Genomic DNA, 12,949 nt, shown 5'->3' with positions numbered 1-12,949 from the left:
AGCCTTGATCCACCGAAGTGGTTTGAGTGTGATCTTCTGATCGGTTTCTGGGCCGGTTCGGGTCGGTGGCTGGGTATGGGCAGGTTGTATCCGCTGGTTTGCCCAGCTTTTCCACGGTGTGGTTCCGGTCGGGCCCTTGCGGGCGGGTGGACGGGGGCTGTTCGTGTCAGCCGGGTGGCCCGTGGGCGGTGTCGAGCAGGTGTGTCCAGGCGTGCTGCCAGGGCCAGTTGCGTGGCAGGTGCAGGGTGATGCGCCGTGCTGAGCGGGCGATCCGGGCCGGAACGTGGACGAGGTGGGTGCGGATCGTGGTGGTGGTGGCCCTGGCGTGGAACGTGGAGGCCAGCGCGCCGGCGGCCCGCAGCAGGTTGTAGGTCATCGCCCACAGCGTGAGCCAGGCGGCGTTGGCGTTGAAGTTTCCGGACGGAAGGTGGGCCAGAGCCCCGGCTTTGCTGTCGGCGATGACCTGCTCGATGACGGCGTGGTGACGGTGTTCCTGCTCGGCCTGGAGCGTCGGGGCGGGCTGGTCGGTGAAGAACGGGTGGTAGCGCCAGACGGGAAACAACTCGCCCTGTTCGCCCACAACGGCGGGTTTGGCCAGGTCACGGACCCGGCGCACGATCAGCCGGGCGGTGACCCGTTCGCTCTTCTTGCGGCCGGTGAACGCGGTGTAGGCGGGTATCTCGGCGACTTCGGCGTTGGAGATGAGTTCGCCGGTCTCCGGGTCGGGCACCGCGGTGGGGTAGGTGATCTGCTGCCATGCCCCGTCGGGAATGCCCAGGACGGCCCGTTTGATGGAGGGGTTCATCCCGCAGGTGATCGAAAAGCGGGCTCCGGCCCGGCGGCAGGCGGCGATCACCCCGCCGTTGTAGAACTGCGAGTCCGCTCGCAGGATCCGGGTGCCGGTGCAGCCCGCCTCGGCGGCGGTGGCGAGTGCCTCGCTGACGAATTTCGGGGCTCCACGGGAATCGGCTGCCTTGCCGCGGCGCATCCGTACTGCGGCGATCACCGGGCGCGACTGTGGGGTGCAGATCGTGGCGAGCAGGGGGTGCATGGTGCGGATGCCCTTGAACCGGCCGTACTCGGCGCCCTGCTTGGCCCGGCCGTAGACCCGTTTGTGGGTGGAGTCGACGTCGATGAACGCCGTCGTGCCGGAGCCGGGCAGCAGGGGGGTGTGGGCGGCCAGACCGGCGAGGAACCTGCGGTGGACGGCGTGGAGTTGGAGTGCGTGGCCGTGGGTGAACGCGCGGAGGAACGTGCCCAGCGTGGACGGCGCGCGGATCCCCCGGAACAGGGCCGGCATCGCACCGTGCCGCAGCACGTGGAGGTCGTCGATACTGTCCGCCCCCGCCGCCATGCCGGCCACGATGCTGCTGACCTTGGCACCCGCCGCGGCCCCCGCGCCGTTCGCTGTCCCGGTCAGCCTCACCTTCTGGGCCACCAGACGCGAAAGACCACACCGCTCGGCCAGCCGCATCACCGGAACCAGCCCGGCCAGCGCGACCAGATTCGGATCATCGAACGCAGCGGAGACCGCCGCCGGCGTATGGGAAACTTGCATCTCGGAAGTGCCTTGCCGATCGTGCGTGCTGGAAGCCTGAAGAACTCCCATCATCACAGGTCACAAGGCACTTCCTCGTTTCCGGAAGAGTCATCCACAGACATCACGTCGGTGGATCAAGGTTTAGCGGGCGTGACGGAGCGGACGGTATGGCGGTGGCTGGCCGAGGGACGCGAGGGACGCGAGGGGCGGCTGGAGGCGCGGCCACGGCAGGGCGGGTTCGTGGTGGGGGACGCCTTGTGGGAGGTGCTGACCCAGGCGGGCGGGAACGTCGCCGAACTGCGCCGAAGGATGCTCCGGGCGCAGGACGAGGGCGTCCTGGAGCACTGGGGGGCGGAGTTTGTGCCGTCCTTGGCGACCCTGCACCGTGCGATCAAGGACGAGTTGCGGGCGGGCCGGGTGCTTCAGGTCGCCCGGGCGGCGTCGGGCCGGGTGGAGCCGAGCCGGTACGACCGGGCGCTGGCTGAACTCGGCTTCGCAGAGGGTGCGAACGGTCCGCCGGTCGTGGACGGCCCGGATGCCATGCCATGCCATGCCATGCCGTCCGGCACGGGCGGTGAACAGCGGCCCGGCGCGGTGAAGACCGCTTCGCGTACCCGGGTGTCGGGTGGAGTGCGCCTGTACGCGCCGGGAGCGCGGCTGGTGTCCACACGGCAGGTGGCCGGGGTGGTGGAGGCGGTGGGGCATACGGTCGCCGCGCGGGGGATCGGCTGTGTGTACGGGGACACGGGGCTGGGGAAGACGGTCGCGGTCGAGCAGGCTCTGCATCTGCTGCCTGCCCGGGTGCCGGTGTGGCGGGCGGTGGTGGGAGTCAGCCGGGCTGCCGCAAGTGCGGGCCGCGTTGTGCGAAGCGCTGGGACTGCCGTCGGGGTCCTTGACCCACCGGGCCGGACCGGCCGACCAAGCGCTGGCTGAGGCGCTGGCTGAGCCGGGTGTGCTGTTCCTCGACGACGCGCAGCGTCTGTCGCAGCCGGTGCTGGACTACCTGCGGCAGCTGTGGGACTCGCCGGGCTGTGCGGCTGCCCTGGTGCTGTGCGGGGCGGGCAGCGAGCGGGCGCTGGCCCGAGCCGCGGCGATGCGTTCCCGGGTTCTGACCTGGCACCAGGTCAGCCGCCTCGACACGCAGGACATACCGCGGACGCTGGGTCTGTTCCACCCAGTGTGGGAGGACGCTGACCCGGCCGACCTGGGGCGGGCGGATGAGCAGACCGCCTGCGGCAACTTCCGTACCTGGGCGAAGATCACCTCACATGTCTGTGCAGCCCGGGGCCGCGACCTCGGTGCGGGTGTGGATCGGGACGCGATCGACCAGGCCTGCGCCCGGCTCGGTCCGTACTCATGACCGCCACTCTCACGCGCCCGGGACGCATCGGTTCCGGCGGCAGAGAACCTCACCCCGTTCGGCAAGGAGGGAAACGGCGAGATGACGGACAGCCGATCGAGGGACACCAACGGCGGCCACGGCGTTGACGCGGGAGGACAGTGGCCGCCACCGTCGGGGGATCCGGCCGGCGTGCTCGCAAAGCAGTCGCTGGTTGCGCTGCGGGCGCCTGCGGTGCGCCGCCTGCTGGCGCTGCGGGCCCGGGGCGGTCTATCGCGGCAGCACGTGCGGCTGGCGGGGGAGTGCCTGGGGGCATCGGAGCGCACGGTGTGGCGGTGGCTGGCTGAGGCGTCCCAGAGCCCGGAGGCGGCTGCGCACCCCGGAGCCCGCCACACGAGCAGGTTCGAGATCACCGCGGAAATCCGGGTGCTGCTGGCGTACTGGCACGGCAACGCCTCCGCAGTCCACCGCCAGCTCGTGGAGCGCGCCGCAGCCGAGGCCGGGGGCGTACCAGCACATACGTCCGGCGCTGCTGGGCCCGTCCCGCCCGGCCTTGTGGCTGTGCCGGGCGGGGCAGCCCTGTCGCAGGTGCCGCTGCTGGATCCGGTCCCGTCCCTGTCGACGTTCCTGCGCGCGCTGCGCCGCGATCTGACGGCGGGGGAGCGCGCCGGTCTCGCCAGCGGACCGGAGGCAGCACGCGCCCATGACGTGTTCGGCAAGCGGCCGGCGTCATGGCGCAACTACGCCTGGGAGACTGACCACGTCCAGGCCCCGCTGCTGGTCGACGCTGACGGCGACCTGGTGCGCCCGTGGATCACCTGGTTCATCGACACCGCCACTAAGGTCATCACCGGTACCGCTGTCACCCCGGGCCATCCCTCCCGCGCGTCGGTACTGGCTGCTTTGCGCGCCGCAGTGGTGCGGGACGATCCCTACGGCCCGGCCGGGGGAGTGCCGGAGCTGGTGAGGATGGACCGGGGCAAGGACTTCCTGTCGGCCGCCGTAACCACCGCGCTCGGTGCGATGGGTGTGACGGTCAAGGACTTGCCCGCCTACAGCCCGTATCTGAAAGGCACGGTGGAAAGCCTCAACCGGGCTGCGGACCGGATGCTGTTCGCCGCCCTGCCCGGCTACACCGCCGGGCCCACCAGGCCCCGCTCGGAGCGGCGCGGACGTCCTGCGGGGGCGCTGTCCGCCCTGTCGTTCCAGGACTTCACCGCAGAGGTCCTGGAGTGGACGAACTGGTGGAACACCGCGCACCGCCCGAAAGCCCTGTCGGGCCGTACGCCGCTGGAGGCGTGGCAGGCCGATCCGACCCCTGTCACCGACATCCCCGCCGCCGACCTGTGGGCCTTCACCCTTGAGGACGACGGCCGGCCCAGGAAGCTGACCAGCCACGGCGTGAGCTGGCGCGGCCGCACCTACACCGCCGCGTGGATGACCGGCCAGGCCGGCCGCCAGGTCCGCGTGCGCTACATGCCCCACCACGACCACGAGATCGAGGTCTGCGACGCCCGCGGCCGCCACCTCGGCCCGGCGCACCTCACGGACGCGGCCACCCCCGAGCAACTGCAGGCTCTGCGCGAGGCACGCGCGGAGCGCGCCCGGCGCCTGCGGGCCGACACGAAGGCCGCCGAACGCCTGCGCCGCCAGCGCTTCGCCCCCACCACCAGCGCGGAGCCCGCCCGGCGGCTGGGAGCCGTCACGGCCGCCCAGGCCGAGCGTGAACTCGCCGCCTCCGACTACACCGACGTCGCACGGCTGGCACTTCCCGACTTGATCCCGCCTGCCCCGCCTCCGGCGTACTGGCGCACCCCGCCCGCCCTCGCGGCCGGCACAGCGCCAGCCGACCCGTCAGCGGACGTTGCGCCGGAGCCCGACTCCCGACCCGCAGGAGACGCCACGTGACCGCTGCCACCTACCAGTACGTCGACTTGCCCGACGCTTCCGTGGTCACCACCCGCGCTCTGCTCACCGCGCGGGAGAACATCGGCGATACGGTCGCTGCCCGCGCGATGATGTGTATCCACGGCGGTGCCGGATTCGGCAAGACGCTCGCGGTCAACACCTGCTTGCGTGAACTCGAACCGGGCGAGGATGTCCGCCGGGTCACCTTCCGGGCCCGTCCCACCGCCCGTGCGGTGCGCTACGAGCTGTTCACCGCGCTCGACCTGGCCGGCGAGCCGCCGCGCCACCCAAGCGAGTTCGACCGTCTGCTGAAGACCGCTCTGGCCGAACGCCCCCGTACCTTCCTCGTGGATGAGGCCCAGTGGCTCAACGGGGAGGCGTTCGAGTACTTCCGTTACCTGTGGGACGAGCCCTCCACCCAGCTCGCGATCATCTTCGTCGGCGGTGAGGGCTGCCACACCGTGCTGCGCCGCGAACCGATGCTCTCCTCCCGCATCTTCATCTGGCAGCACTTCACCCGCCTCACACCCGACGAGGTCCTCGACGTCATCCCGCTGTTCCACCCGATCTGGGCCGACGCCGACCCCGACGACATCACGTTCGCCGACCAGCATGCCGCGCACGGCAACTTCCGCGCCTGGGCCCAGCTGACCGCGCACACCCGCACCGCCCTGGCACGCACCGGCCGCTCCCGCGTGGATCAGGAACTGCTGCGCTGGGCCTTCAGCCGCCTTGGCTGACCACCACACCGCCATGCCTCCCGCCACGCGGCCGCCGTCCGTCACCGTGGTCATCGACCGCGATGACGACGTCATCCACACCCACACCGCCCTGGCCGCCCACCATCCGCCGTCCGGCCGGATCACGCTGCACCCCGGACCGGGCACCACCAGCGAGACCGGCCTCGCCCACGACCTTCTCGCCGCCCTGGGCAAACCGCCCCTGCTCACCGGCCGCTTCCCAGGCGGTCGTCAGCCCGCCTGGGAAGCCGCCACGGCCTGGATGACCGCCCTGCCCGTCACCCGGCTGACCGTCCTGCGCGCCCACCGCCTCACCACCCACCGCACAATGCGACTCCTGGAGCTGCGTGCCCTCACAGGTATCCACTTGACCCTGGTCTGCCACCGTCCCCGCCTTCCCGCCGCCCTGTACCAAGCCCTCCAGACGGCCGACTACTCCCTCACCACCGACCTCGACGCAGCCCGCCGCCACTACTACGGCATGCCTATCGCCGAACCCCCGCTCGCAGATGAGTCCGCCGGGACGGCCGGCCGGTGGCTCACCCTGCCCGCACTGGAACGCCTCATCTCCTACGACAGCCCCCGCCCCTGCACCGACCCGTGCACCCCACCCCCGATCATCTGGCGGCACCGCCCACCGCCCGTTCCTCTCACCGCGCACACCACCCAGAAAGTCGCCCACCGACTGCACGCGGCGACCGCACATCCTCGCCTGGCCGCGGCCGTTGCCGCCGCGCTTTTCACCGGCGCCTCCCTCCAACAACTCGCCACCGCACGCCCCCGCGACTACGACACCGCCGCGGCCACGCTCGCCCTCCACGACCGCGCCCGCTACACCGACGGCTGCGCCACCCACCCCGTACCACCCTGGGCGGGCATCTTCCTGCGAGCGGCGGCCTACTTCACCCGGCTCGTATCCGGCGAGGACCAGGAACTGCTCGCCGCGCCAGGTGACCGTGCGCACCTGCTACGCGTGGCGGAGACGGCCAAGCTGCGCCCACCCCAGCCGCCCGCAGCCCGCCGCAAAGGCCCGGTCGGCCGTGTGGAGTGGGACTGGCGCGAGCGGCAGGAAGCCGAGCGGTACGAAGCGGTGCCGACAAGTCGCGTCAGGCACTCACGACCCTGAACACCCTGACGCGGTCGCTCGAAGGGGCAGGCTCAGTCGATCGAGAAGTCGGCGAACTCGACGTCGCTGAAGACGATGTGCAGACCGTGGGCCCGGCGGCCCCATTCGCGGAAGTAGCTGTGTCCCAGCGCGCGGGCGAGGATCACCGTCTGCTGCTGCTCGCCCGCGCCGGCGTCCCGGGCGGCGAACAGCTCCCGGGCTACCTCTCCCGGCAGGTCCTGGGTGATCCACCGCACCCGCGGATCGTCCGAGGAACCTGCTGGCGCGGCGAAGCCAAATCGCGCCCGGGTATGGAAGACGAACCCCTCTGCCTCTGCCTGGGCACGCCGACGGGCTCGTATCCGGGGCTGCCAACGAGCCAGGACCGCTTCCTCGATCGATCGGAGATGCCGCGGACCCGGGGGACGACGAGCTCCTGGCTTCTTCGTCACCCACCGCTGCACGGTGCGCTGGGACACCCCTAGCACGGCGGCTACCCTCCGAGTGGAACCACCGTGTGATGCCAGCAGAAACCGCAGGCGGGCTCCGTTGCTTGAAGGAACGGGCCGGGTGCGCAACGCGCGCTCCAACCCCTGCTCGATCTGTCCCACATCTGCCTCCCGAAGCCGCCAGTCGGCAAGGCCGGCACCTGCAGTCTGTCGTGTCAGTTCTCCCAGGTCGTCTGCCACTGCCTGCCAGGTTTCTGCGTTCTTGGGACAGCGCTGGCTGACGCAAGCTACGAGCCTTGGGCGAGCACCGGCGACAAGTCGGCGGCTCAGGTGACGACGGACGTCGCCGACATCCCGGTGTTGTCCTTCTGGTATCGAGTCCCCAAGAGGGGCTAGGCGGGAGCTCCACCCGGCGCGTGTCCCTTTGAGAGCTCAGCGCGCTTTGGCCCCGCCACGCTCGCGCCGAAGATCTCCGAGACCGGGCAGCCCCAGGCCGCGCCCGGCTGGTCGGACCCGTAGGGCTTGAGCCCGCATGCCCGGAAGAATGCCAGCCGACTGGCTGCGTCGTCGCCGTCCTGTGGGACCAGGGCCAGGAAAGTATGTCCGGCTTCGTGGGCCCGGCGGGCTACCTCGGTGAGGAGCGCGCGGCCGACTCCGCTGCGACGGCAGGCATTGGCAACGGCCACGGTCAAGACGAACGCCTGCTCGCCGGCATGCGTCTCCCGGCCTTCGTCGTGTCCGAAAGCGCAGTGGAGATGGAACTCGGCGACCCCGACAACAGTTCCGCAGACCTCAGCCACGACGACCTCCATGCCCTCGGGGTCGTAGGGCCCGCAGATGGTGAGGCCAGTAGAGTCCAGGATTTCTTCCACCACCGAGTGGTCGACCTCGGTGATGTCGCGGATCAAGGGCACGGTCTGAGTATCGCAGGGCCGTCGGCGCGGAGTATCGCTCGTGCTGACAGTCTTTGCTTCACGGAGCCGACAGGAACGACCGGGCGGGGTGGGTCCGCCAGAACAAGGCGACGGTCCTTGGAGGACCCCTGCCGGATAGGTCTCGGTGGGGTTGTAATCAGCGGCTGCTTCGGGCCCTTGCGCGCTGAGCTATGCGCCGGGCACCCGTCGCATTCATCCGCCAGCGCGCGAACTCGGTGCTGATGCCGAAGCGGGCGGCTACGGATTCGTCGGGTACGCCGTTATAGGCCAGCCGGCGGGCTGCATCCGAGGGGAGGAGCAGCTCCCCGGAGAGCTCTGCCGCTTCGCTCTCCTGGTCGTGGTCGCTGTTGCGGCACTCAGGTCCCGAGGTTCGGAGCAGCGTGGTGAACTCGTGCTCAAGGAGGACGTGCGACATCTCGTGCGCGAGAGTGGAGGCCCGCCGGGGCCGTTCGTGCCCGGAGTTCTCCACGATCACCCGGCGGGGGCCCAGGCACAGGACCGCTGCGGAGAAGACATCGGGACGGATCTCGGTGAAGTGGCGCAGAGCGGCCGTCGCTTCGGTGTGGTCCTCAGCGACGTCGTGCAAGGTGAAGACGTCAATGCCGTAGAGCTCCGCGAGCGCGTACGGGTCCATCGCTTCGTGCGCCGTGATGCCGAGCTCTTCTCTGACTTCCAGTGCCAGGCGTTTCGCCTCTGCCTTGAACCCTCTTCGCACTACGCCTCCTTGTCCCGGGGCAAGGTCTTCACACGGCGCACCGTGGCGTTGATGACGGTCTCCAGATACGCGACGTCCTCGGGTTCGAGGTCCTTACGGGCCCGGAGCAATGATCCGATTTGCGTGACCAGTTCCGGCTCCTCTCGCTGCGCGGGCGCGTCACCCCCCACGGCGAACTGCTCGGCCGGGACTCCGAGCCACTGCACCAGGGTGATGAAGGCGTCCGCGTCTGGGCGCAGTCCGTTGGCCATCCGGGAGAGCAAGGACGGGCTGACCTGGAGTTCCTTGGCCAGTTGCCGCCAAGAGAGCCCGCGGGCGGCTCGTTGGGCGTCGAGCGCCGAGTAGAGCGCCTCGACGTCGATTTGGTCCTTGGCCACTTCGGTCCTTCCGATCCCAAGGGAGTCACTTCCGAAACACTGTTTGACTATCACAACATTGCTGATCTAATCTCGACGTACTGTTTCGATATCGAGACAGCGAGGTTAACTCGAAAGGAAGTAACTCACCATGCCCAAGAAGGCAACCACCTCCAGCAGCGGCCGCGGACGCAGCGCGATCACCGGCAAGTTCGTCAAGCAGTCCACCGTCAAGCGTCACCCCAAGACCACGGTCAACGAGACCCCCAAGAAGAAGTAGGTGTGTGGACGGAGCCCGTCCGCACATCCATCCCGAAGAGAGGGTTCACCGGGCGACGGTGAACCCTCTCTTTCGTTCAGGCAGATGCCTTCGCCCAGTCCATGCCCAGCTTCGCAAGGGCGGCGAGCTGGTCGGTGTCCAGCCGGTCTTTTCTCGATTTGGTGTTCGAGATCCACACTCCGAGCTTCACGGCTACCGGTTTGGCTTCGCCGTCGACGGCGATCTCGACGACTGCGCCGCGAGGCACCGGCCGGTCGGCGCCTTCCTGCTCCACCCACTGCGTGAGGGCCGCCAGGCCCCGCTGGAACGCCGCCTGCGCCCTGCCCGGCCCCTTCGCCTTGGCCTTCGTCGCGCGGGGTGCTGCCGGGGCGGGAGAGGCGGGCTCGATGACGGGAATGCCCAGCGCGGCCAGCCGCTCGCGCTGTTCGGGCATCAGCTGCGCCTGGACGCCCGCGTTCTGCTGCTGCCACCGCCAGGTGCCGATGTCGTCTCCGTCGTATGTGATGCCGGGGGCGATGTAGGGGAGGGTCCCGTCGGCGTCGACGAGGTCGGCGAGGACCCGGTAGTGGCGTTGCCAGTTCAGCGGCCAGGGGCAGTTCCAGTCCTCGTCGATCGCCGCCAACTGCGCCGCACGCCGTGCTGCCCGCTCCGGGTCCTTGCCGAGGCCGCCCTTCCGGCGGAGGTTGGCCATGTGCTGCCCGATCGGCACCATCGCCTTCCCCTCGCCCCACACCGCGTCCTGACGGGGTGCGAGGTGCCCGGTCGCCCGCCGGTAGGACCGGAGCGCGGCGAGCTTGTTCTCCCACGCCTCCTCGCCCGGCTCCCACGCCATTCCGCCCTCCGGCGCGTCCAGCAGAGTCTTGCGCCGCTCCTCCAGCTCACCCGCCCGCAAGGCCTTCCGCTGCTGATGGACCCATCGGCCGAGCGGGAAGTCCTTCGTGACGCCGACCTCGACCTCGACGTCGTACGGGACGGCGTGGACGCCGGTGATCCCGTTCCCTTTCCGCCACCGGATGAGGGCTTGGTAGCCCTCCAGCCACACCAGGGACTCCGGCCGGTAGATCCGGGTCCGGAGGAACGCCGCGATGGTCGCTGCGTCGCGGGGGCTGGAGAAGTGGAGCAGGGCGGCTTCGGCGGCGGCCTGGGTGTCCTTGTCCTCCTGGTCCTCGCCGTCACCGTCGCCTCCGGCCGCGACGATCTGGCCGTTCTCGTCGCGCCGGACGTGGACCTTGCGCTTGCCGCTCGTGAGCGCCCGGGAAGCGAGCTGCTCGACCAGGCGTTCGTCATGCGAACGCAGGCCCTGAAGGACGGCTACAAGGGGGCGGAAGCTGGCGCTGGCGACCATGTCGGTGGGGTCCTCGTCGGGTTCCAGGAACACCGGCACGATGATGCGGGCGACCTTTGTGGTGCCGTCGCGGTTAAGCCTGAGAGCCCGGCCGATGTTCTGCACGATTTCGACCTGGGAGCCGCGGGTGTCGGCGAAGCAGACGGCCTCGACCCCGCGCTCGCCGGTGATGTCGACGCCTTCTCCGAGAACGCGAACGCTGGCGAGGAAGGCGCGGTGCACCCGGCGTCCGGTGGCGTCGATGCCGTTGGCGAACTGGCGCAGAGCCTCGCGTCGCTCGCGGACGAGGTGGTCGCCGCACAGCCATGCCGACCAGACCCGGTCGGGGGGTACGTGGCGGCCGGCCTCCAGCTCGTAGAAGGCCGCTTCGATGGAGGACTTCGGCAGCTTGTCGGCGGCCGCCAGGTCGGCGTCGGATGCGTCGTTGACGTACAGCTCGGCTGCGGTCTCGGGCAGCTTGTCCGCGAACGCGCGGGCTTCCTCGACCTTCTGGTGGAACGTCATCACCGTCCGGAGGTTCCGCGCGGCAGCGTGCTCCAGGAGCGCGGTCTGCAACAGAGCCAGCCGCCGGCCCCGCCGCGCCTCCTCCGACTCTCCGAGAACCGGCGAGGGGTCGCGGATCTCCAGGACGTCGATCTCGAACCCGGCGAGGATCTCCCGCTCGATCGCCTCTGAGAGTCCGAGTTCCGCGCCGGGGAGCCAGGCGCCGAACACGCCGTCCGGGTCGTCCGACATCGTCGCGATTGCCGCTTCCTGGCCGCCGCTGCCCTTCTGGGGGCGGGGTGCGGCGAGGATGCGCGGGGTCGCGGTGAGGTAGAGGCGGAAGTCCGCCGGGATGCGCTGGTTGTCATGGATGGCTGCCCACGGACGACCAAGATCACCAGCGGTTCCGTGTGCCTCGTCCACGATCGCGAGCGAAAAACCGTCCATGCGCTGTCCGTACAGCCGCTCACCGCCCGCCAGAGCGGCCTCCAGCGGCCCGCGAATCTTCCCCTGGCCCATGGGTGCGTCGACGTCCTCGCGGTCCACGAGAGAGGCGTACGTGGCGAACACGACGACCGGCCCGGACCCCGCCCACAGGGCAAGCTGGATCGGGTTCGTGGTCGTCCGCACGCCCAGCGAGTTGAGCACCGCATCGTTCTCCAGCGAGCACACCGCGACCATCGGCGCCTGGTGGCCCACCAGGCGCCACGCCTGGGCGGTCTGCGCGAGCAGATCCAGGGTCGGGACGGTGACGAGGATCCGGCCGTCCGCGAAGCTCTCCAGCGCGCACGCGGCGGCCGTGATCGTCTTGCCGGAGCCGGTCGCTGACACGAGCGTGCCACGGGCACCCTGTGGGGGCACAGCTGATCTTGCAGGGAATCCTACCCACTTTCGAAACGCAGACTTTTGGTCCAGCTGGTGTTCCTTGAGCTGAATCACAGACTTTCCCACCTTTACGATTTTGGCAATTAAGACACTCAAGATGCGCGTCAGATGTGATCACGGTGCACGATTTCGCGAACAGCGGACTCGAACTCGCGCAACGCCAAGCCGTGTTCGTTCCGCGCTGCTACCCAAGCCGAATCGGTACCGTATGAATCCCGAAGCTGGCCGTACGCATCGATCAGACGCGACGCACGTGAGCGGAGCTGCTCACTGCCAGGAGTCATATAGAACTGGGTTACCACCTCATAGCGAAGAGGATCTGCGACAGTCAGATCCGAAACAGCTACACCGGCTACAGCCGCGTCAAGCATTTCTCCGCAAAGCCGGTTGTACATGGAGGAGAGTCGCGAACTTGCTTCTACAAGCCGAACTACGTTCGCTTTCCTCCTCTCGACTCTCCGGCGAATCAGGTCACCTAAGAGAACCAAACTTCCGCCGAGGACTGCCCCTAGCAACGTCAGCAGACTTTGCATGCTCATCCTCCAGATCCAGCATGTCTTACGCTTCCGCCAATGTTACATGTGCATCTCTCGGATGCACCCGCTACACTGAAACCCGACACGAACGAGCGGTCCCCACCCTCATAGCCAGCCCGGCCCGCATCGCGGGCCCTCAAGGTTCTGGAGGCGCAGCCGGAAGGACCGTCAGGCGGGGGAGCGCAGCGGACCCGCCAGGAGCGCCCCGCGCTCCTCCCAACTACCCAACTGGAGGCCCCACTAGCCGCACCATCACACCCCGCAACCAGGGCCGCGCACCGCGCGGGCCAGCCGGGCGCGCAGCGGCCGGCCCCACTGCCTCCAGGAGCGCAG

Annotated in this window: 12 protein-coding genes and 1 pseudogene; 6 read left to right on the top strand and 7 right to left on the bottom strand. The window is 69.5% G+C overall.

Translation table 11 applies throughout. The annotated features are described in order from the left end of the window. Window positions 1-166 precede the first annotated feature (166 nt). Complete coding sequence (locus tag B9S58_RS10215) at window positions 167-1,558, bottom strand: IS1380 family transposase (RefSeq protein ID WP_103531556.1); 1,392 nt, start codon at window positions 1,556-1,558, stop codon at window positions 167-169. Between the two features lie 132 nt (window positions 1,559-1,690). Here B9S58_RS10215 and B9S58_RS10210 point away from each other — a divergent pair, with 132 nt between their 5' ends. From B9S58_RS10210 to B9S58_RS10190, 5 genes are all read left to right on the top strand, one after another. Beyond that, window positions 1,691-2,473, top strand: a complete 783-nt coding sequence (locus B9S58_RS10210; RefSeq protein ID WP_103531793.1) for a hypothetical protein — start codon at window positions 1,691-1,693, stop codon at window positions 2,471-2,473. Beyond that, window positions 2,433-2,900, top strand: a complete 468-nt coding sequence (locus tag B9S58_RS10205; protein ID WP_146063487.1) for an ATP-binding protein — start codon at window positions 2,433-2,435, stop codon at window positions 2,898-2,900. Before B9S58_RS10210 ends, B9S58_RS10205 begins: the two co-directional genes overlap by 41 nt. A 213-nt stretch (window positions 2,901-3,113) precedes the next feature. Further along, window positions 3,114-4,787 carry a Mu transposase C-terminal domain-containing protein gene (locus B9S58_RS10200; RefSeq protein WP_103531797.1) on the top strand — a complete coding sequence of 558 codons (1,674 nt, stop codon included), beginning with the start codon at window positions 3,114-3,116 and terminating at the stop codon, window positions 4,785-4,787. Further along, window positions 4,784-5,527 carry an ATP-binding protein gene (locus tag B9S58_RS10195; RefSeq protein ID WP_181009257.1) on the top strand — a complete coding sequence of 248 codons (744 nt, stop codon included), beginning with the start codon at window positions 4,784-4,786 and terminating at the stop codon, window positions 5,525-5,527. The genes B9S58_RS10200 and B9S58_RS10195 overlap by 4 nt, the downstream gene beginning before the upstream one ends. A 13-nt stretch (window positions 5,528-5,540) precedes the next feature. Next, on the top strand, window positions 5,541-6,653 hold the full coding sequence (locus B9S58_RS10190; protein WP_258044291.1) for a hypothetical protein: 1,113 nt from the start codon (window positions 5,541-5,543) through the stop codon (window positions 6,651-6,653). 32 nt (window positions 6,654-6,685) lie between these two features. Here the strand turns inward: B9S58_RS10190 and B9S58_RS38920 are convergent, their stop codons facing one another. The 5 genes and pseudogenes from B9S58_RS38920 to B9S58_RS10170 form a co-directional block, all read right to left on the bottom strand. Next, complete coding sequence (locus B9S58_RS38920; protein WP_032760961.1) at window positions 6,686-6,889, bottom strand: hypothetical protein; 204 nt, start codon at window positions 6,887-6,889, stop codon at window positions 6,686-6,688. A gap of 204 nt (window positions 6,890-7,093) precedes the next feature. Further along, window positions 7,094-7,243 (bottom strand): annotated as a pseudogene (locus B9S58_RS38915) (XRE family transcriptional regulator); the annotation flags it as partial. A 230-nt stretch (window positions 7,244-7,473) separates the two neighbouring features. Next, window positions 7,474-7,995: a GNAT family N-acetyltransferase gene (locus B9S58_RS10180; RefSeq protein ID WP_103531790.1), complete on the bottom strand. Its 522-nt coding sequence runs from the start codon at window positions 7,993-7,995 to the stop codon at window positions 7,474-7,476. A 157-nt stretch (window positions 7,996-8,152) separates the two neighbouring features. Continuing rightward, window positions 8,153-8,731 (bottom strand): ImmA/IrrE family metallo-endopeptidase, encoded by a 579-nt coding sequence (locus tag B9S58_RS10175; protein ID WP_219818879.1) that lies wholly within the window; start codon window positions 8,729-8,731, stop codon window positions 8,153-8,155. Further along, the gene (locus tag B9S58_RS10170) at window positions 8,731-9,108 is read right to left on the bottom strand and encodes a helix-turn-helix transcriptional regulator (RefSeq protein ID WP_103531789.1); all 378 of its coding nucleotides are present in this window, start codon (window positions 9,106-9,108) and stop codon (window positions 8,731-8,733) included. The genes B9S58_RS10175 and B9S58_RS10170 overlap by 1 nt, the downstream gene beginning before the upstream one ends. Window positions 9,109-9,238: 130 nt before the next feature. On the opposite strand from B9S58_RS10170, the gene B9S58_RS38910 reads away from it, so the two are divergent. After that, complete coding sequence (locus B9S58_RS38910) at window positions 9,239-9,367, top strand: hypothetical protein (protein WP_258044290.1); 129 nt, start codon at window positions 9,239-9,241, stop codon at window positions 9,365-9,367. A 76-nt stretch (window positions 9,368-9,443) separates the two neighbouring features. Here B9S58_RS38910 and B9S58_RS10165 read toward each other — a convergent pair whose 3' ends face one another. Continuing rightward, complete coding sequence (locus tag B9S58_RS10165; protein ID WP_103531788.1) at window positions 9,444-12,134, bottom strand: DEAD/DEAH box helicase; 2,691 nt, start codon at window positions 12,132-12,134, stop codon at window positions 9,444-9,446. Window positions 12,135-12,949: the final 815 nt, after the last annotated feature.

The sequence above is a fragment of the Streptomyces sp. SM11 genome (assembly GCF_002910905.1).
Lineage (GTDB): Bacteria > Actinomycetota > Actinomycetes > Streptomycetales > Streptomycetaceae > Streptomyces.
The sequence above is the reverse complement of the archived record's forward strand: the minus strand, read 5'-3'. Positions and strand labels throughout refer to the sequence as shown.